An 18,057-nucleotide genomic window follows, 5' to 3' on the forward strand; every position below is an offset into this window, starting at 1 on the left:
CGTGCCCATTCCTTGCGGGAGCGGATGGCGGTGTCGACATCCGTCGCGATGGCGCGCCGGGCGCCGACGGTGGCCCGCTCGCGGGGGATCTCGGCGAACGGGTCCCAGTTGAAGAACCGGCAGGCGTTCTCCCAGGTGATCTTGTTGATCTCCTCGTCGGTCGCTCCGGCGCCGTTCAGCTCGTTGAGGACGAACTCGGGCGCGTCCGGCCAGATCGAGTCGGAGTGCGGGTAGTCGCATTCCCAGGCGATGTTGTCGATGCCGATCTCGCGGCGCAGCTTCAGCGAGGTCGGGTCGGTGACGTAGCAGGCCAGGGAGTGCTCGCGGAACACCTCGCTGGGCAGCCGGCCACCGAAGTCGCGGCGTAGCCACTTCTGGTTGGTGTAGTGCCGGTCGCAGCGGTCGAGGTAGAACGGGATCCAGCCGATACCGCCCTCGGAGAAGGCGAACTTCAGCCCCGGGTAGTTCCGCATCGCCGGGCCCCACAGCAGGTCCTGCACGGCCAGCGACGAGATCTGGCAGGCCAGGATGATCAGGTTGTCGATCGGGCCGTCGGGTGCCAGCTTCAGCGCACCGAACCCGGTGCCGATGTGCAGGCACATCACGGTGCCGGTGTCGGAAAGGGCCTCGAACACCGGGCCCCAGTAGGTCAGGTCGTGGTAGCTGGGGAGCCCTTCCAGATGTGGCAGTTCGGGCATGGTGACGGCCCGGGCGCCCTTGGCGGCGACGCGGCGGATCTCGTCGACCATCAGCTGCGGGTCCCAGGTGGGCAGCAGCGCGAGCGGGATGAACCGGCCCGGGTACGTGCCGCACCAGTCGTCGATGTGCCAGTCGTTGTACGCCTGGATCATGACGACCGTCAGGGGGTCCTTGAAGTGGTTCAGGTGCCCGGCCGAGAACCCCGCGAAGGTCGGGAAGCACATCGAGGCCAGAATGCCGTTGCGGTCCATGTCCCGCACCCGGTCATGGATGTCGTAGACGGCGGGGCGCATCTCGGCGAAGCCTGCGGGATCCTTGGCCCATTCCTCCGGTGGCCAGGAGACGACGGCGTTCAGGCCGCTGACACCGGTGACCCGACCCTGGTAGATCCACCTGTCCACACCGGACTCGTCGGTCTCGACGTGCGGGGCCTGGTCGGCCAGCCCGGCCGGGACGTGGTTGGTGAACATGTCGGGCGGCTCGACCACGTGGTCGTCGATGCTCACCAGCACCATGTCGTCGACGTTCATGACCCTCCTCGACGAGTGAGATGGCCCGGCGGTCGTGTCCGGCCAGGCTTTTTTGGGGGCGCAGGCCTGCTGCGGTCCGCCGTCGTGTGCTCCGGCGGTTCTCACATCTTTCGGAAATCCCAGCTGGTGACTTTCTCCGGGGTCAGCCGCAGCCAGGCGTGCCGCCCGTCGTAGTGCATCTCGTCGCGGCCGGTGTACTTACGGGCGAAGAGCAGCTCGGGCTTTTCGAGCTCGGCATCCGGCGTGCTGCTCCGGGGAGCCTCTCCGACGCTTTCGAGCTTTCCGCGGAGTTCGACTCCGTGCAGCTCGTTGAAGGCATGCCCGCCGTCCACGAGGACGGCCACCCGCGGATCACGGGCGATGTCCGTCCAGCGCTGGCTCTTCACGACCGAGTTGAGCCAGAGCGCGGCGCCGTCCCAGACGAACCACAGCGGAGTCAGATGCGGTCCGCTCGGGCCGGACGTCGCCACCCGGCAGGTCCGCTCCTCGGCGAGGAAGGCATCGATCTCAGCCGGGCTCATGGCGATCCGGCGGCCCCGACGCTGCTCTTTCATCGTCTTCTGTCCCTCGTGAATGTCGAAGATCTGCTGGGCGGTGGGTCTGCGCAGCCGGCCCGGGGCTTCGGCCAGCTCATCGGCCGAGAAGGAATTTCACGACGGGCGTGGCCGGGGGGAAGGACTCGGCGATACCGGCGCTGAAGTAGCCCGAGTCGGCGGTGAGGGTGATGCCGTTGACGGCCGAGGCGGCGTCACTGCAGAGGAACAGCAGCGGGTAGGCCTGCTCCAGCGGGGTCGCGGGCAGGGAGCCCACCTCGGCGCGGTAGTCGGTGCCGAAGCCGAGCCACCGCTCCTCGTTCGCCCGGGCGAGGGGGGTGTCGGTGGGTCCGGGGCAGATCGCGTTGATCCGCACGCCCTGCTTCAGCAGGGGCATCGCCTGGGACGCGACGTAGGCGCAGACGGCCCGCTTGCTCCACATGTAGTCGGCCTTGCCGTGGTCCACCGCCCACTTCGTGGCCTCGTCGAAGTCGGTGATGGCGAGGTACTCCCGCAGCAGCGGCAGGTCCGACTCCCAGCCCAGGCCGGCGGCGGAGGAGATGAAGCCGATGGCGGAGCCGCGGGGCAGCAGCCCGCCGGCGAGAAGGCGGTCGATGAGGTAGCGGTGGCCGATGAAGTTGATGCGTTCGATGCCGGGGGTTCCGTCGGCGACGCCGGCGGCGAGCAGCAGGGCGTGGACGGGGCCGCCGAGCTCGTCGACGGCGGTGTCGATGGAGGCGGCGTCGGCGAGATCGACGTGGATGGCCTTGGCACCCGGGAGCGTGACCTCGGCGTAGTCGGCGACGAGCACCTCGGCGCCGGCGCTCAGCGCGAGCTCCGCGGCGGCGGCGCCCATGCCGGTGGCACCGCCGACCACCAGGACCCGCTTCCCGTCGAAGCGGAAGGCGTCGAACAGCGTCATGTCAGTGTCTCCAGGTTCTTCGTCGGGGTGCGTGTCACGCGACCACGCCGCGGATCTTCAGGTCGAGGACGGCATCCTGATCGAGACCGAGCTCGGCGAGGATCTCGTCGCCGTGCTCGTTGAACAGCGGCGCGCGTCCCGTCGGCGCGGGCTGGCTGCCGTACTGGACAGGGGCGGCAGCGAGGCGGAACGGGATGCCGGTCGCGGTGGTGCACTCCTGGACGTAACCGTTGGCGACGGACTGCGGGTCCGCGGCGGCTTCCAGGGTGTCCTGGACGACGGTCCACTGGCCGACGAAGCCCGCCAGCCGCTCGCGCCACTCGGCCAGCGGGTGCGCCGCGAAGGTGCTCTCGAGGATCGCGATGGCCTCCCTGCTGTTCGCCATCAGGGCGGCGTGGTCGGCGAACCGGGGGTCGGTCGCGAGATCGGGACGGCGGATGACCTCGCACATCGGTGGCCAGTATCGGCCGGCCTGCAGACAGGTGAAGGAAAGCCAGCGGCCGTCCTTGGTCTGGTAGTTGCCGGTGAGCGGGTTGGACCGCGGCGCGCCGGCGGGTGGCGGGGTCCATGGAATGTCGAGCAGCAGGGAGAGGGCGAGGGCCTGGCCCATCGCCCACATGCCGGTCGACATGAGAGAGACGTCGACCTCGGTGGCCTCGCCGGTGCGCTCGCGATGGAACAGCGCGCCCATGATGCCGCCGGCGATGGTCATGGCGCCGATGGAGTCCCCGAAGCCGGGCGCGGGCGGAACCGGTACGTGGCCGTACTCGGGCCGCATGACGCCGACGGCGGCGCCGGCCCGGGACCAGAAGGCCAGCGAGTCGTAGGCACCACGGTCGGCTTCGGGGCCGCGTTCGCCCTGGCCGGTGCCCCGGACGTAGATGATTTTCGGGTTGTGGGCGCGGATGTCGTCGACGTCGACGCGCAGCTTGGCCCGCACGCTGGGCAGCTTGTTGGTGAGGAAGACGTCGCAGGTGCCCGCGAGCCGGTAGAGGATCTCGCGGCCGGCCTCGGAGGTGAGGTCGAGGCCCAGGCTGCGCTTGCCGCGGTTGGAGTGCTCCATCAGCACGTGGACGTCCTTGGGAACAACCGCCACGCCGGACGAGGCCAGCGCGCGCATCGCGTCACCGCGCTCGACGTGCTCGATCTTGATCACGTCGGCGCCCCAGTCGGCGAGCAGCGCGGACGCCGCGGGTACGAACGTGTGCTCGGCGACCTCGAGGATCCGCACCCCCTGCATCACCGCGGTCATGTGCACGCTCCTGTCTCATCTCCGGTGGCGGCCGCGGGGCTCGTCACGGCACGGGCACGAGACAGTCGACGTGGTAACCGTGGCTGCACACCCACCCCTTATGCGACTAGCGGTCGCTTATCCGTTGGTGAGTATGCGAGCGGCGCTCGCACAGTGTCAAGATGGGCCCGGCGGCCTCGGCGGCGCACCACGTTGGATCGGCGAGCGCCGGCGTATCGGTGGGGCAGGGCCAGCCCAGACCGGCGCACCGTCATCGGCGGCGTTGCCGCGGGCGTGGCCTGGGCGAGCCTGACCCCGGTCCGGGCGTCAACGAACTGGCTTCGGGGCCCATCAGCCAATCCGCACTGGACGCGGTGGCTGCCCGCCTGGATCGCGACATCATCGAACTCCGTCACGACATCCACCGTGATGGGAAGAGACGTGACATTGGCCGCCGGACCCGTGCTGTACGCGGGTCCGGCGGCCAATGCGGCTTCGGCAGTGGGTCCTCGACGAGCTGGATGGGTCGGTTCAGCCGTGGCAGGTGACGGAGCGGAGCAGCTCCAGGTTCACGGCATCAGCCATCGCCTGGTAGCCGGCGAGGTTGGGGTGGAGGTTGTCCACTGAGGCGTAGGCCGACCGAAGAATGGACGGGTTGGCCGGGTCGCGCAGCGCGGCGTCGAAGTCGACGAAACCGTCAGCGAGCGTCTGCGTGCGGATCCAGGTGTTGATCGTCTGACGGTGCTGTTCGCTGTCGGGTGCGAGGAGAGTGCCGTCGACCAGAGCGTTGGACGCCGGTGTGATGGTTCCCAGCCAGATCTTGAGGCCGGCGGCGTGCGCACGGTCGATCAGCTGGGTGTATCCGGTGATGAGCTCGTCGGCGGTCGCGCCGCCCAGGCCCAGGTCGTTGATGCCTTCGAGCGCCAGCACACCCGCGGCGCCGGCCAAGGCCTGGGCGTCGACGTCGAAACGTGAGAGGCCGCTTGGACCGGTCTGCAGCGGCTGGCCGTCGGTGAGGAGCTGGTTGCCGCCGATTCCCGCGTTGACGACGGAGATCGGAATGCCGCCGGCGTCCAGGCGGCGCTGAAGCCTGTCGGGATACCGTCCGTTCTTGTCCGCCACCGAGGCGTCGGCGGGGATGCTGAGAGCGGTGGCTCCGACGAAGCCGTCGGTGATGGAGTCACCGAACGCGACGACCGCGCTGGTCTGGGCGGGAGCGACCACGTCGACTCCGTTGACGAACAACCAGGCGCCGGTCCGTCCGAGATAGCTCCCACCGGACTCGCGCTGGCTGAGGTCGCCGCTCAGGGAAAGCGAGTAGTAGGACGTCGCGTTGGCGTTCCAGTGCTTGGTCGGCGCGATGTAGATTCCGGGAACATAGAGACTGACCGCCAGCGGCTCAAAGGCTGTGAACGTCAGTGAAGCTGGATCGCTCACCACATCCTGGCCGGCGGGAATCGTCACCGAAGCGGAGTTCTGGAAGGTCAGGGGCACGATGTCCCTCGCCGCGGCGCCGTTCGTCTGCACACCAACCGTGACCCGGCCGAAAGTTACCGGAGTCGTGCCGAAGCGGTTCGACAGGTGGATTCGGAGGCTCGATCCGCCCAGGTGCGGAGTCACGATCATCCGGAGTGTCTGGCGGGTCAGGGTCTGCGGAGTCAGGGCGCCGGTGGCGTCCGTGGGCACGATCGAGTCCGTGGGGCTCGCGGCCCAGCTCGCGACCCAGTGAGTCCCGGTGCAGCTCGCCGGGGTCGTCGCGGCCGCCGGTGTAGGTGCCGGACCTAAGCCGAGCCCGACTCCGGCCGCCAGGAGCGCCGCGGCCGCTCCGAGCACGCCTGTTCTCTTTCGTCTGCCTGTGAACACGGCAACTATCAACTCCTTCGCCTCAGGGCAATTGAATGCGCGGCACTTTCCGCAGTCTTTCTCCTGCGTATGTCGCCGGGCAGTTCAGGGATCATAGGGAGGGAATGTGAGACTCGAAAGGGGGTCGAGGTCTCGCTTGCGGATACTCCGTTGAAGCCGCGCCGGCCGGGCGCTGTGGTTCATCGGAATGGCGACAGCCGAATACGTTTGCCGGGGTGACGCACCGCTGAGGTCTGCTCGTGCGGGTCCGCTGGTCGGCTCGGTTGCTCGGTTGCCCGGTTGCCCGGGAGCCCGGGTGACTGGTCGCGATCCGCGGCGGTCTCGGCCTTCGGGCGGTGCCCGTTGTTCTCCGCCGGTGCCCCACCGACTCGGTGCGGCCTGCGCCGCCGCTCGGACGTCCCGTCAGTGGCTATCGTGTCCGTCGAGTAGACGGCGGGATCGGAGCGGTGTGGTGGGAGGTGCCGGGCGTGGCCGAGACCTCCGGGGTCGGGAGCCGGGGCCGGCGTAGCGAACTGCGGGTCGCGCAGCGGGCGTTCACCCGTGCCCGGTTCATCGACGCGGCGGTGGAGGCGTTCGCCGAGCACGGCTACGTCCGCACCACCATCGATGAGATCGTCCAACGCGCCGGGGCCACCAAGGCGACCTTCTACCTGCACTTCCGTGGCAAGGCCGACATCCTGGTCGAGCTGAACGGGCGTGTGCTGGAGGCCTTCGACGGCATCTATGTCGATCTCGGCGACCTCACCCGGGCTCCTACCTGGGAGGGGATCAGGGCCTGGCTGGCGCGCGCCGTCGAACGCTGGGAGCGGGTGCGCGACTATGTGGCCCCCCTCTGGGAGGGAGCGGTCGTCGAGCCGGAGATCCGGGCGCTCACCGAAGGCGACTATGACAGGCAGGTCGAGTACCTCGCCGCGGCGCTCGCCGCCGCGCGTGACGATCTGACCCAGGCCGACGCCGAGATCACCGCGGCCATCCTGCTGATGCCGCTGCAGCACTTCTTCAGCAAGTTCATCCACGGCCAGCAGGTCGACATCGACCGCGTGCTCGACGCGCTCGCCTCAGCCTGGCTCGCGATCATCCTCCACGGCGCCCCGCCGCGATCCCGAGGCTGATCAGCCCGAGGTGGCGCTGCTGTTGCGCCACGACGCACAGCGGCTGGCCTGCGGTCCAGTCGGGCTCTCGACCCGGTGGTGCGCCGCCGGGCCCCCTGGCCCCTGCCCCTCCTGATCCGGCTGGCTGTCGAGCCTGATCCGGCCGGCCACCCGGCGAGATCTCCGCACTGCCCCGATGGCGAGCAGGCCGTTCGTGCGCGCCGCCGCCGAGTCGCACGCGGCGGCCGGGTGATCTCTGCCCGCTGGGCGCATCCGACGGAGTGCCCAGGCGCCCAGGTGCCCCGTGTCCAGGTGTCCTCTCTCGTTCCGGAAGACTCGTATGCCATTGACTGGACTCATAGTCCATTTTATGGTCGATAGGTCTTAGCTATCGGTCGAGGCAGACAGAGCCCGGGCGGACGTGTGGATCTCGTCGGCTCACCCCAGCCCCCAGTGGGGCGAAGGGGCGATCCGACCGCAGGAAGCGGCCGGGCCAGGAAGACCGTGACCCGGAACGCAGGGAGCAGATCGATGCGATTCTCGATGATCTTCGAGGCCCAGCTCGCCTCGCCGACGCCCGACCGCGAGCGACAACTGCTGCGGGACTGCGTCGAGCAGGCGGTGGCCGCCGAGGCCGCCGGCTTCGACGGTGTGTGGGCTGTGGAGCACCATTCGTTGACCCGTTACTCGCACATGAGCGCCCCGGAGATCTTCCTGGCCGCGGTGGCGGCCCGTACCTCCCGCATCCGGATCGGGCACGGCGCCGTCTGCATGCCGTTCAACTTCAACTACCCGACCCGGGTCGCCGAACGGATCGCCATGCTCGACGTGCTCTCGGGCGGCCGGCTCGACGTCGGCGCCGCGCGCGGGGCGACCGCGCAGGAGGCGGCGCTCGCCAACGTCGACCCCGAGCGAACCTACGCCGAGATCGAGGAGGCGCTGCGCATCATCGGCCGGGCCTGGCAGGAGGAGACGTTCGAGTGGCACGGCGCGCTGCTCGACATCGCCGCCCCGGAGGGCAACGAACGGCACACGATCCTGCCCCGCCCGGTCCAACGTCCACATCCGCCGTTGTTCCTGGCCTGCACCAAACCCGACACGGTCCGCCGCGCGGCCACCTACGGTGTCGGGGCTCTGATCTTCGGCTTCGCCGGACTCGACAGCGTCCGGCTGCAGAAGCGGATGCACGCCGAGACCGTCGCGACCCGCACCGGCGAGGAGTTCGTCTCGTCGGTCGTGAACGACAGCTTCATCGCCCTGGCACCGACCATCGTGCTCGACGACGCCGCCGAGGCGCGCCGCGTCGGGGCCCGCGGCCAGCGGTTCTTCGGCGAGTCGATCGGTTACTGGGGCGGCCGGCGGCCCACCCCGGCCGGCGACCACACCCACGACGACGACAACATCGCCTACATGCGGCGTCTCGCGGCCGAGATGACCGCCCGCTACGACCGAGGCGAGCTGCCGATGGTGAAGGACCGCTCCCTCGCGGCAGCCAGTTTCAACATCGACCACGCCTACGGCGACGCGGAGACGGCCGTCGACTACGTCCGCGAGCTCGAGGCGGCCGGTGTGGACGAGGTCATGTGCCTGAGCCAGATGGGAACCGTCGAGCAGGAGATCTGTCTGGAGACCATTCGGCAGTGGGGGGAGAACGTGATTCCGCGGTTCCGAGCCCCCGGCACCGGCGATCCCTCCTCACGGCCCGGGATCCGCGCCGCGCAGGAGGCGCTGGCCGCCACAGCATCCGCCGCGGCTCCGGTGGTGTCGGCATGACCGGCGGCACCGAAGCCACCCGCGCGGCTGGTGCGCCCGGCCCGCTCGCTCCGCTCGCCGGAAAGGTCGCCCTGATCACCGGCTCGGCCCGCGGGCAGGGCGAGGTGACCGCGCGTCGGTTCGTGGCGGCCGGCGCCCAGGTGATGATCACTGACATTCTGGCCGGCGAGGGCGCGAAGGTCGCGGCCTCGCTCGGCGACGCCGCCGTCTTCCAGGAACTGGACGTCCGTGACGAGACGGCCTGGGCCGCGGCGGTGGCGGCGCTGCGCGCCTCGTTCGGCCGCCTCGACGTGCTCGTCAACAACGCGGCCATCCACTGGATCCGCCCGCTGCTCGAGGACAACGCGGCCGACCTCGATCGGCTGCTCGCGGTCAACCTGCGCGGCCCCTTCCTCGGGATCCAGGCCTGCGTGCCGCTGATGCTCGAGGGCGACGGCGGCTCCATCATCAACATCTCCTCCATCGCGGGCGTGAAGGCGTTCCGGGGGCACGGCGTCTATGGAGCCGCGAAATGGGCGCTGCGGGGCATGTCCAAGGTCGCGGCCCTGGAACTGGCCCCGCGGATCCGGGTGAACTGCATCCTGCCCGGCGCGATCGACTCACCGATGCTGCCGCCCGGAGCCGCCGAACGAGTCTCCGCGGGCACCCCGATGGGTCGGCTCGGCCGGTCCGACGAGATCGCCGAAGGAGCCCTCTACCTGGCGTCCGCCGCGTCGTCCTACACCACCGGCACGGATCTTGTCATCGACGGCGGCTCCACCACCGGACCCTGACCATGGCTCCGGACCAGGTGTCGGCGGCCGTGGCACGGCGGGGAACAGGCGAGCACGTCCTCACCGGCCTGTTCCTGACCAGAAAAGATGTTTCGTCGGCCCGGCAGGTCACATTCATTGATCCCTGACAATCACACCGTATATCAAAAGGAACTAAAGCCGCATTTCCAGGCATAGCTCGGGTAAACAGGTGACGCCGCAGTTGTTCTGCAAACTTCGTTGTCGCCGGGTATCGGAGTTGTTACGCTGAATCCGCGGAGGTTCGCTCGACTTGTTAGCGGCCGACTTCCCGTTCGGGGGATCCGTGTCTTGACACGAGTGGGCCGACCAGTCTGGGTCGGTCGGGCGAACAGAATTCGCAGTACCCGCTGTTCCAGTTAAAGCGTGACCTGACGGGTCGCGCCGGCAGAAGGGGTAGGCGTATGTCTCTTTATCACACTGAGATCCAGTGGGGCGGCCCGGGGGCGGAATGGCACAAGGACGCCGACCTGCAGATCGTCATCGGCAACCGGCACCAGGTCGTGCCCTCGTCGGGCCGGCCGGAGACCGGGACACAGGTGACCTGGTCGGGCCCCCAGGGCAACGGCAGCATCACGTTCTTCGACAACGGCGCGTCGTTCCAGGGCGCGGCGCAGTTCCCCGGCGAGGGTCCGGTCGCCTACCGCGGGTCGGCGGCGTAGGAACCCTTTCGGTGAACCCTCGGTAACACGAGAAGAATTCCACGGCGACGACCTGGGTATGCAGCTCGCTGCCCTCGGCGTCGTCGTGGGATTCCCCGTATCCCGGAAGAATTTGGGTTGGTGGCCACGTCCGTCGGGCCCGCTTCCGCTTACCGAGCTCGATTTGGCAGGGGAAAATCCGGATCCGGTGGTGCATCACACAAACTTGACGCCAGGGAAGTGTCCCCTGGTGTTCTGAGTTCGCTGATTCGTGGACTTGGTACGGTGCCCGGCCCGCGTGCTGTGCAGATCGAGTCGCGCTGTTGCATCGGCGATGTCCACCTGTGCCTAGCCGCCGATCAGTCATGATCAGAGATGCGTAGACGCCGTGTCCGTCCGCGGTTCCGGCGCCGGAGTTCGCCGGTCAGCCCCACCAGCAGGTAGACCACGGGTGCCGCCTTCCCAGCGGTGCCGGTTTCTTCCGCCCGGTGCAGACGCCTCCACCTCACCGCCGGTCAGGGTCCTTCGAGGCCGATGACGGTGCCGAACGGGTCGATGATCTGGCAGATCCTTCGTCCTTCCGACACGGTGAGCGGGCCGCGGTGGTGGACGCAGCCCGCGGTGAGCAGGCGTCGGCGGGTGGCGTCGCGGTCGGTGACGGCCCAGTAGACGACGGGTGATCCGCCGCGGGGGTTGCGGTCGTCGTCGGCCTGGTGGAAGCCGATCTCGACGCCGGCGACGGTGAGCCAGGCGTAGACCGTTTCGCCGTCGATGTCGAGTCGGACGTCGGCGCCGAGCTGGTCTGCCCACCAGCGTGCGGATGTCTCGGGGTCGTCGGCGAACGTCATGACGGTGGTGACGGGGCCGAACATCAGGTGGCACCTCTCCGCGGACGGGTGGCAGGGTCGGCGCAGTGTTGGCAACGCGGCGACCTCGGTCCGGTATCGTGGAGCGGCCGGCCGGCGTGGCGCAATTGGTAGCGCACTCGACTTGTAATCGAGCGGTTAGGGGTTCGAGTCCCCTCGCCGGCTCCAGATAGATGGCCCCTGACCTGCGGTTTTGCAAAGTTGAAGATCATCTATTCAAGATCAAACCGGGTTGGTGTGCGCATGGTGTGCGCATTTCGCGTTGGCGCGCTGGGGCGATCTTGGTTCGGGTGCCATCTTTGGTCGGCCGAGGCCGGGGCCTGCGGTCGCGACACCACCCCGATGACGGTTACATTCCGTTAGTTTCGGTCGTACTGGGATGTGGGTGGGATCGTCGAGAACGACGCGCGTCGGCTGACGGCTATCGACGCACCGCCTCACCCCGTGTCACCCCGGCACGGGGATTGGGCGTCCACGGCGCAGTCGGGGCCGGTGGCGGCGCTGCGGGCGCGGACGATCGCCATCCCGCGGAACGGATGCCCCCACCATCCGCCCCGGCATGGTCGTCCCGGCCTCCGCAAGTGTGTGGCGCTCATGGTGCTCGCGAAGGACGCCAAGGCGGGTGGACCGCTACGGTGACGTCATCCCGGCGTGGCTACCTGTGCATCGGGATCGAGGAGGCGGCCTTCCGCGTTTCGGGTTACCAGCCCGACCTCGTTCGGTTTCCGCCAGGCACTGGCCGGCGGCTGGGTCCTACGGTGGTGGGGTGACCGACGCGGTGGGTGGCCGTGCAGCGTTTCAGGTCCTGGTCCTGCCCTACCGGCCGACCGGGCACGGTACGCAGTACGCCCTGTTCCGGCGTGCTGACGCGGCCTGCTGGCAGGGTGTCGCCGGTGGTGGCGAGGCGGGTGAGTCCCCGCTGCGGGCCGCCCGGCGGGAAGCCGCCGAGGAAGCCGGCCTGGTTGGTGAACGCGAGTTCGTCCCGCTGGACGCGCGGGCCACGATCCCCGTCGTCCACGTCACGGGGAGTTCACCTGGGGGCCGAGGTGCTGGTGATCCCGGAGTACGCGTTCGGTGTCCGAGCGGAGGACGCCGAGGTGACGTTGTCGGACGAGCACACCGAGTACGGCTGGTTCGGTCTCGACGGCGCGGCGAGGGCCGTGCGGTGGGATTCGAACCGCACCGCCCTGTGGGAGCTGGATCATCGGCTACGCCACGGCATCGGTTGCCGCGTCGCCTGAGAGGCCACCCCGATAGCCCGCGTCAGGCCGTTTTGGTGAGGAAAGCGGTGATCGCCTCCGGGCCGGGGTGGTAGCCGTCGCTGGTGTCGACGGTGAGCCGCGGGAGGTCCAGGCGGATGTCGGCGAAGGCGTCCAGGGCGTGGCGGCCCGCGGCGATGTCGTCGAGGAGGTTCTGGTCGCCGTGGGCGGCGCGGTGGGGGTCGAGCCCGGCGCGGGTGGCGATCCGCTGGTGCGCCACGGCCGGGTCGACGGTGGCGCGGATGATCCGCACGTCGGCGTGGGCGGTGAGTGGTTCCAGGTGAGGTGTCCAGAGCCGGTCCTGGAACGCGGCCTCGGCCACGAGGGTGACACCGGCCTTCGTGAGGGTTTCCAGCACGCCGAAGAAGGCGTGGAGGGTGGGGATGTTGAGGGGGTCGTTTCCGCCGGCCTGGTAGCCGGGGCTGGCCAGGACCATCCCCTGCTTGATCTCGTCGCGGATCACCGCCGGGCAGCCGACCATCGCGGCGATCGCGCGGGCGAGGGTGGTCTTGCCGGTTCCTGGCGGGCCGCTGACGACGGCCAGCACCGGCCTCCCCATGGCCATCCGTCATCCTCCCAAGCACGGAGACTCGTCCGCGCCTGGGCGTCCGAGGCGGATGAGGAACTCGTTGTCTTCCTCGTAGGTGTCGGAACTGGAGTGCTGGGCGAGTACCTCACGAATGCGCGCCTCGAAGGAGTCGATCCTCGCCCCGAAGAGTGGGGGTGCCGCAAAAGAGGTGGAGTACAGGTAGCCCAGGATGCTATCGGCGGTCCAGATCCTTCTGACGGGAACCCTCACCTCTTCGACCTTGTGGAACGGGGACTCGGACAGAATCTCACTGTAGGAGAGATCATGGTGCGAAAACACTCCGCTGCCGGCTCGCCGCTGCTCGCCCAGGAACTCCTGGATGACCGCCCGCACGGCCTTCTTCCACTCGTTGCTGGCCTCCCAGAAGCCGCTGTCGCCGAAGATAGCGACGGCACCGCCATCGTGGATGATGTGCTCCAATGACGCCAGCACTCGCGGCTGGTCCATCCAGTGGAAGGCGCGACAGATGGTCACGAGAGAGGCCTGCCAGCCGGCGGGAGCAGTGAAACTCTCGGCGGAGACGCTAAAGAATCTGATCATTCTGTCTGGGGAGGCAAATGGCTGGCAGTTGTTCTCTGCCAGCTCCAGCATCTCGGGATCGGGATCGACGCCGATAATGTCGATGAACGATTCGTGGAGGGCCTGAATCACTTGACCGGTGCCAGTCCCGAGATCCAGCAGTGCCCGGTGAGGCTCACCAGCCACGGCGTCTGTCAGGACATGGGCAACCTCGGGTGGGATTCCAGGCCGGAGTTTGCTGTAGTAGCCGGCCGCGCCTGCAAAATTGCTCATACCCATCCTTCGCGATCTCGGCGAGACTAGCAGCGAACATGTGGGCGGAGAAGGTGAACCGTGGCCGGTGGGTTGTCGGCCGCAAGCGGTGTCGTGCGTCTCCGATCAGGACGATCTCCCGGGTGGACTCGGGCCGGCGCGTGCCCGCCCGCATGGCTCCGGGTACGTCGGCTCCCCGCTGTCTCCGAGGTGTGCCAGGTCGGAGACAGGAGCGCCGAGGGCCTGGAGCACCATCAGGGAAGGCGTGGGGATCAGGCGCAGCGAAGCCGGTACGACCATGCTGGCGTACGGCGCGGTGATCCGGCATGGCCCCCTCGTCGAACTCTGTGGCACTGACATGCGACAGGGTGACGATAGGGGCGAGATCCGTGGATCGCGTGATGCCTGATCGAGGGGGATGATGCCGGGCACGATGGTGTTGCGGTGGGTGTGTGGGGCGATTTCGATGGCGAGGGCGCGGATGAGTCCTTCGAGGGCGGCTTTCGAGGCGGTGCAGGCGCCGATAGTTCTAGGGGACTGCCAGAATGGCCTGGGCGGTCTCCGCCGGTGCGAGATCGGTGGTATCGATGAGGTGGGCGCGGGATGTGATCCATGGCAGTGCCTCGCTGTAGGTGGCGAGGTGGCTCAGGCGCCAGTCGCGGGCGGCGCTGCTTCGTTCCGGGTCGCCGGGGAACAGATCGTGCATGACGATTCTTTCCCGGAGGGCGTGTTGGTCCGCGTGGAGAGCGACGTGAAGGGTGTCCAGGCTCCTTTTCGCGAGTCCGGCGAAGATTTCCTCCGCGTATGCCTCTTCCAGGAGGGTCATGGGAGCGATGACGGTTCTGCTGGTGGACTCGACGACTTCTGCGATGGTAGCGATCGTGAGGCGCCGCCACGCAGGAAGGTCCTGGAAGTCGCCGGTCGGGACAGGGATGAGGTCGCGGAGCAGGAAACCTATCTCTTCGGGGTCGAAGACGATCGCGTGTGGGATGAGGGCCTTCAGCGCATCCGCCGTGGTGGTTTTCCCGACTCCGAACGGACCGTTAATCCAAATGATCACAAGGATTCCTTGATCGTACTTTATCGGCTGGTCGATGCCCGTCTGATGCGGTGGATGCGCTCCGGCGAGTTGAACAGCGACGGCGGTCCGGAGGAGACAGCCGCCGACGGTGCCCTCGCCCGGGGAGCGGGCCGGGTACGCGGCGACGGCTGCCCTGCGCGCCTCCGCCGGTCATGACCGAGCAGGTGATCCGCGGCTACGACGCCGGCTGATGCGTCTACGCGCCTGGAAGGATGACCAGCTCCTCGCGCGAGGTCCGCTGACGAGGCCTGAGCTGGAGACGGGGCACACTGCGGAGTCCTCCAGGGCACGGGTCAACGCAGGATCATCGGCTTCTCGGGTGGGCCTTCGGCGAGTACCCAGGTGACGAGTTCGCTGAGGCCGTGAGGGTAGACCGTCTCGCGGGTGGTCCGCAGGTTCTCCAGCGTCCACCAGCGGTGGGATCGGATGTTGTCTGTCTGGGTGGCTCGGTCCGGGTCGATGTCGCCGGGTGCGATACGCGAGAGGAAGTACTTCTCGACCTGGCGGACCGTGAGGCCGCCGACCGGGTGATGCGTGCTGCGTTCGGCGATCTGGGCGCTGAGGTCGACCTTCTCGGCGCCGAGTTCCTCGCGTAGTTCCCGGAGCACGGCGGTGGGGTAGTCCTCGCCCGGTTCCAGGCCCCCGCCCGGGCTGGCCCAGAAGCCGTCGTTCTCGTCGTAGTGGAGCAGCAGGACACGCTGGTCGGGGTCAAGAACGACGGCTCGGGCCGCCTTCCGCAGCGGCGGGGTGCGCATGGCGCCAGTCTGGCAGCCGGCTTCGTCCCGCCCGACGAGGTACCGGTGCCCACGGCGCCGAGGCCGCGATGCCTGGACGATCGCCAGGGTGTACGTCGTGGTTTCCCCGATGGGTTCCGGTGCCACCGGACCGACCTCGCCAACGGACACGACTGGGTAGCCTCTCCAGAGCATCGCCTGCCTGCGGAGAGCCACCGATGTTCGGTCCCGTCACCACCGTCATGACCTTCGCCGTGGACCCCGAGAGATCCGCACGCTGGTGGGCAGGCCTGCTTGGCGCCGAGGTTCATCTCGACGTCGACGGGGAGTCGGTCTACGCCTGGCTCACCGTCGCCGGCGTGGAGATCGGTTTCCACCAGGCCGACGACGACCGCAACCCCCGCGGCGGGTCACCCGTCGTCTACTGGGCCGTCACCGACCTCGACGCCACCCGCGGGCGCCTCCTCACCGCGGGCTGCGTTCACCATCGCGGCCCGCTCACCGTGTCGGCAGGACGAAGGATCTGCCAGATCATCGACCCGTTCGGGACCGTCATCGGCCTCGAAGGACCATGATCGGCGACGTGGTGGAGACATCGGTACCGGCCCGAGGGAACGGCTCCGAGGGGAAAGCCGAACCGGTGGTCTACCTGCTAGTTGGTCTGACCGGGTCGGGTAAAACCACCTACGCGACCTGGCGACTGGAGCCCGCCGGCGCGGTCCGACTGTCCGTGGACGAGCTCGTCCATGCCCGGCACGGCCGATACGGCGTGGACTACCTGGAGCGGGACTACTTCGCTCTGGAGGCCCCGGTCATCACCGAGGTGCGTGCCCGCCTCGTCGAACTGGTCGTAGCGGGGCGGGACGTCGTGCTGGACCACGGCCTATGGCTGCGTTCCACCCGTCGGGAGTGGAAACAGGTCGTCGAGGACGCCGGCGGGCAGTGGCGGCTGCTGTACTTTCCCGTCCCCCATCCGGAACTACTGCGGCGCCTGGCGGCGCGGAACCTGCGGGACGATGCGAACGCGCTGACGGTGACGGAGTCCGCGCTCGACGACTTCTACGCCCGCTTTGAGGCCCCTCACCGCGAGGGCGAGGAGATCATCGAACCCGGATCGTTCTGATCAGCCACCTTGGGCACGGTGACTGCCAACCTGGTTGAGCGGAAGCCCACTGGCTAGGCCAGTGCCTTTGCCCCCGCTTCGAAGACCAGCGGACATCAGAGCCCGCCAACCCCGTGAGAACCCCAGACAGCAGCATGATCAAAATAGGCCAGGTGGCATTAGAGCAGGAGGTCACGATGGCATCGAGGCCGGTGGTGCCGATTGTGCGCAGGTCGGCTCGTGCGGTGTTGATCGATGACGAGGCCCGGCTGGTGACGATCAAACGGACCAAGCCCGGGGCGGCGCCGTACTGGACGACGCCGGGCGGAGGGATCGAGTCGGACGATCCGAGCAGGCAGGCGGCGCTGGAGCGTGAGCTGCTGGAGGAACTGGGCGCGACGGCTGTCGTGGGTCAGGAGGTGACGCTGGTAACGACACCAGCTGATGGCGGCCAGTCCGTGCAGTACTTCTTCGCGGCTCGTTTGATCAGGCTCGATGCGTCGTTGCGATCCGGTGATGAGTACGCCGACGCCGGCCGGGGCGGCTATGAGGTGGAGCGGATACCGCTTGATCAGCTCGCCGAGTACGACCTCAGGCCCGCGAAGATCAAGGATTTCATCAGCGAGAACCGCGCGGCGCTCCTCGCTGCGGCCGGGAGCCGGCGCTGTGATGATCAATTCGGTGCCGGGTGACGCCAGCCTGAACGCGACACTCACCGAGATCCGCAGGCTGTGCGCGCGAGGTCGGCGATGCTGGTAAAGCTGTCTGCGCCGAGATGCTGGCAGGCATCCAGGAAATGGGATGCAAACGTGGCGAAGGCTTCGTTGATCGTGCCGTTGTCGTGGAGAAAGTCCCACCAGTGGAAGGTGATTACTCCCATCCCGGCTGGCTTGGCGATGTTCATCACGAATGCCGCGATTTCACGTGGAGTGTTCTGGCGCATGTTTCTGGGTGATACCGACGTGGTCTGGTAGATCACCGTTGCCGAGCCTGCTGTGTAGCAGGGGCGTCGCCGTTTTGCCTCTGCGCGGTCTTCCGGCTGGTCGGGATCAAGGCCGAGGGCCTGGACTTCGTGGTTCATAAGGGCACGGCTGAGGTGGAACCCCGCGGTCGTGCAGCGAGCGGCCACTGTCTCGTCGATGAAGTTGTGCGGTGGTATGAGCGTCGACGTGCCGAGATCGTCGCGGAAAGCGCGCAACACCTGCAGGAGTAGATCCACCCGTCTACGGCTGGGGGCGACGAGTTCGGGTGTGCCGGGGCCGTGAGCGGTTGGGTGGTCGGCATGGGTGAGTCCATGGACCGCGATGTCCGCCTTCCCGAGGCTGAGTTGCTGGTCGAAATAGGTACGCAGGCCGCGGTCCGCGAGGGAGCGGCGTGGGTGTCCGCAGGCTTCGCGGCGAGTCGCTGCCTCGCCGAGACATCCTGAGGCGGGGAAAGGAACGACGCCCAGCACGATGGGCCGGCCGCGCCAGACGTCCCGGTCGAGCAGTGTGAGCAGGTGCGGCGGGGTGCCGCTGTGAATGTCGTCGAGCCGTATGCAGAGGGTCACCATGAGCGTCTCCGAGGATCTGGGGATATCGG

The 18,057-nt window shown here is 68.3% G+C and carries 19 protein-coding genes, 1 tRNA gene and 1 pseudogene; 10 read left to right on the forward strand and 11 right to left on the reverse strand.

Annotated elements, in window-relative coordinates; translation table 11 throughout:
- From AWX74_RS35295 to AWX74_RS35315, 5 genes are all read right to left on the reverse strand, one after another.
- A partial coding sequence (locus AWX74_RS35295; protein WP_091285777.1) for an amidohydrolase family protein occupies window positions 1-1,229 on the reverse strand: 1,229 nt, incomplete at its 3' end.
- 101 nt (window positions 1,230-1,330) lie between these two features.
- On the reverse strand, window positions 1,331-1,783 hold the full coding sequence (locus AWX74_RS35300; protein ID WP_091285780.1) for a pyridoxamine 5'-phosphate oxidase family protein: 453 nt from the start codon (window positions 1,781-1,783) through the stop codon (window positions 1,331-1,333).
- A 76-nt stretch (window positions 1,784-1,859) separates the two neighbouring features.
- Window positions 1,860-2,684, reverse strand: a complete 825-nt coding sequence (locus AWX74_RS35305; protein WP_091285783.1) for an SDR family oxidoreductase — start codon at window positions 2,682-2,684, stop codon at window positions 1,860-1,862.
- A 34-nt stretch (window positions 2,685-2,718) separates the two neighbouring features.
- Complete coding sequence (locus tag AWX74_RS35310) at window positions 2,719-3,936, reverse strand: CaiB/BaiF CoA transferase family protein (protein WP_091285786.1); 1,218 nt, start codon at window positions 3,934-3,936, stop codon at window positions 2,719-2,721.
- Between the two features lie 510 nt (window positions 3,937-4,446).
- The gene (locus AWX74_RS35315; RefSeq protein ID WP_242666573.1) at window positions 4,447-5,748 is read right to left on the reverse strand and encodes a GDSL-type esterase/lipase family protein; all 1,302 of its coding nucleotides are present in this window, start codon (window positions 5,746-5,748) and stop codon (window positions 4,447-4,449) included.
- Window positions 5,749-6,245: 497 nt separating this feature from the next.
- On the opposite strand from AWX74_RS35315, the gene AWX74_RS35320 reads away from it, so the two are divergent.
- From AWX74_RS35320 to AWX74_RS35335, 4 genes are all read left to right on the forward strand, one after another.
- A complete protein-coding gene (locus AWX74_RS35320) occupies window positions 6,246-6,890 on the forward strand; it encodes a TetR/AcrR family transcriptional regulator (protein ID WP_242666574.1) in 645 nt (214 codons plus the stop codon).
- A gap of 510 nt (window positions 6,891-7,400) precedes the next feature.
- The gene (locus AWX74_RS35325; protein ID WP_091285795.1) at window positions 7,401-8,642 is read left to right on the forward strand and encodes an LLM class flavin-dependent oxidoreductase; all 1,242 of its coding nucleotides are present in this window, start codon (window positions 7,401-7,403) and stop codon (window positions 8,640-8,642) included.
- On the forward strand, window positions 8,639-9,415 hold the full coding sequence (locus AWX74_RS35330) for an SDR family NAD(P)-dependent oxidoreductase (protein ID WP_091285797.1): 777 nt from the start codon (window positions 8,639-8,641) through the stop codon (window positions 9,413-9,415). Before AWX74_RS35325 ends, AWX74_RS35330 begins: the two co-directional genes overlap by 4 nt.
- Window positions 9,416-9,837: 422 nt before the next feature.
- Window positions 9,838-10,095 carry a hypothetical protein gene (locus AWX74_RS35335; protein WP_091285799.1) on the forward strand — a complete coding sequence of 86 codons (258 nt, stop codon included), beginning with the start codon at window positions 9,838-9,840 and terminating at the stop codon, window positions 10,093-10,095.
- A gap of 494 nt (window positions 10,096-10,589) precedes the next feature.
- On the opposite strand, the gene AWX74_RS35340 is transcribed toward AWX74_RS35335, so the two are convergent.
- Window positions 10,590-10,946 carry a VOC family protein gene (locus AWX74_RS35340; RefSeq protein WP_091285803.1) on the reverse strand — a complete coding sequence of 119 codons (357 nt, stop codon included), beginning with the start codon at window positions 10,944-10,946 and terminating at the stop codon, window positions 10,590-10,592.
- Window positions 10,947-11,032: 86 nt separating this feature from the next.
- Here AWX74_RS35340 and AWX74_RS35345 point away from each other — a divergent pair.
- From AWX74_RS35345 to AWX74_RS41825, 3 genes and pseudogenes are all read left to right on the forward strand, one after another.
- Window positions 11,033-11,108, forward strand: a tRNA-Thr gene (locus tag AWX74_RS35345).
- A 391-nt stretch (window positions 11,109-11,499) separates the two neighbouring features.
- A pseudogene (locus AWX74_RS42735) lies at window positions 11,500-11,853 on the forward strand (hypothetical protein); the annotation flags it as partial.
- A 139-nt stretch (window positions 11,854-11,992) separates the two neighbouring features.
- Window positions 11,993-12,181 carry an NUDIX hydrolase gene (locus AWX74_RS41825; protein WP_054569092.1) on the forward strand — a complete coding sequence of 63 codons (189 nt, stop codon included), beginning with the start codon at window positions 11,993-11,995 and terminating at the stop codon, window positions 12,179-12,181.
- A gap of 22 nt (window positions 12,182-12,203) precedes the next feature.
- Here AWX74_RS41825 and AWX74_RS35355 read toward each other — a convergent pair whose 3' ends face one another.
- The 4 genes from AWX74_RS35355 to AWX74_RS35370 all read right to left on the reverse strand — a co-directional run bounded on the left by AWX74_RS35355 (window position 12,204) and on the right by AWX74_RS35370 (window position 15,521).
- On the reverse strand, window positions 12,204-12,764 hold the full coding sequence (locus AWX74_RS35355; protein ID WP_083473595.1) for a P-loop nucleotide/nucleoside kinase family protein: 561 nt from the start codon (window positions 12,762-12,764) through the stop codon (window positions 12,204-12,206).
- A gap of 3 nt (window positions 12,765-12,767) precedes the next feature.
- On the reverse strand, window positions 12,768-13,580 hold the full coding sequence (locus AWX74_RS35360) for a class I SAM-dependent methyltransferase (RefSeq protein ID WP_054569093.1): 813 nt from the start codon (window positions 13,578-13,580) through the stop codon (window positions 12,768-12,770).
- A gap of 508 nt (window positions 13,581-14,088) precedes the next feature.
- A complete protein-coding gene (locus tag AWX74_RS41000) occupies window positions 14,089-14,619 on the reverse strand; it encodes a P-loop nucleotide/nucleoside kinase family protein (protein WP_054569094.1) in 531 nt (176 codons plus the stop codon).
- A 314-nt stretch (window positions 14,620-14,933) separates the two neighbouring features.
- The gene (locus AWX74_RS35370) at window positions 14,934-15,521 is read right to left on the reverse strand and encodes an NUDIX hydrolase (protein ID WP_200931381.1); all 588 of its coding nucleotides are present in this window, start codon (window positions 15,519-15,521) and stop codon (window positions 14,934-14,936) included.
- 71 nt (window positions 15,522-15,592) lie between these two features.
- Between AWX74_RS35370 and AWX74_RS35375 the strand changes: the two genes are divergently transcribed.
- From AWX74_RS35375 to AWX74_RS35385, 3 genes are all read left to right on the forward strand, one after another.
- Window positions 15,593-15,949: a VOC family protein gene (locus tag AWX74_RS35375; RefSeq protein ID WP_054569095.1), complete on the forward strand. Its 357-nt coding sequence runs from the start codon at window positions 15,593-15,595 to the stop codon at window positions 15,947-15,949.
- A gap of 8 nt (window positions 15,950-15,957) precedes the next feature.
- Window positions 15,958-16,497 (forward strand): P-loop nucleotide/nucleoside kinase family protein, encoded by a 540-nt coding sequence (locus tag AWX74_RS35380; protein ID WP_235498214.1) that lies wholly within the window; start codon window positions 15,958-15,960, stop codon window positions 16,495-16,497.
- A 134-nt stretch (window positions 16,498-16,631) separates the two neighbouring features.
- The gene (locus tag AWX74_RS35385; RefSeq protein WP_200931382.1) at window positions 16,632-17,168 is read left to right on the forward strand and encodes an NUDIX domain-containing protein; all 537 of its coding nucleotides are present in this window, start codon (window positions 16,632-16,634) and stop codon (window positions 17,166-17,168) included.
- A 20-nt stretch (window positions 17,169-17,188) separates the two neighbouring features.
- Here AWX74_RS35385 and AWX74_RS35390 read toward each other — a convergent pair whose 3' ends face one another.
- Window positions 17,189-18,028: a hypothetical protein gene (locus AWX74_RS35390; protein WP_054569096.1), complete on the reverse strand. Its 840-nt coding sequence runs from the start codon at window positions 18,026-18,028 to the stop codon at window positions 17,189-17,191.
- Window positions 18,029-18,057 lie beyond the last annotated feature (29 nt).

Origin of the sequence: Parafrankia irregularis, assembly GCF_001536285.1 — a bacterium.
Lineage (GTDB): Bacteria > Actinomycetota > Actinomycetes > Frankiales > Frankiaceae > Parafrankia > Parafrankia irregularis.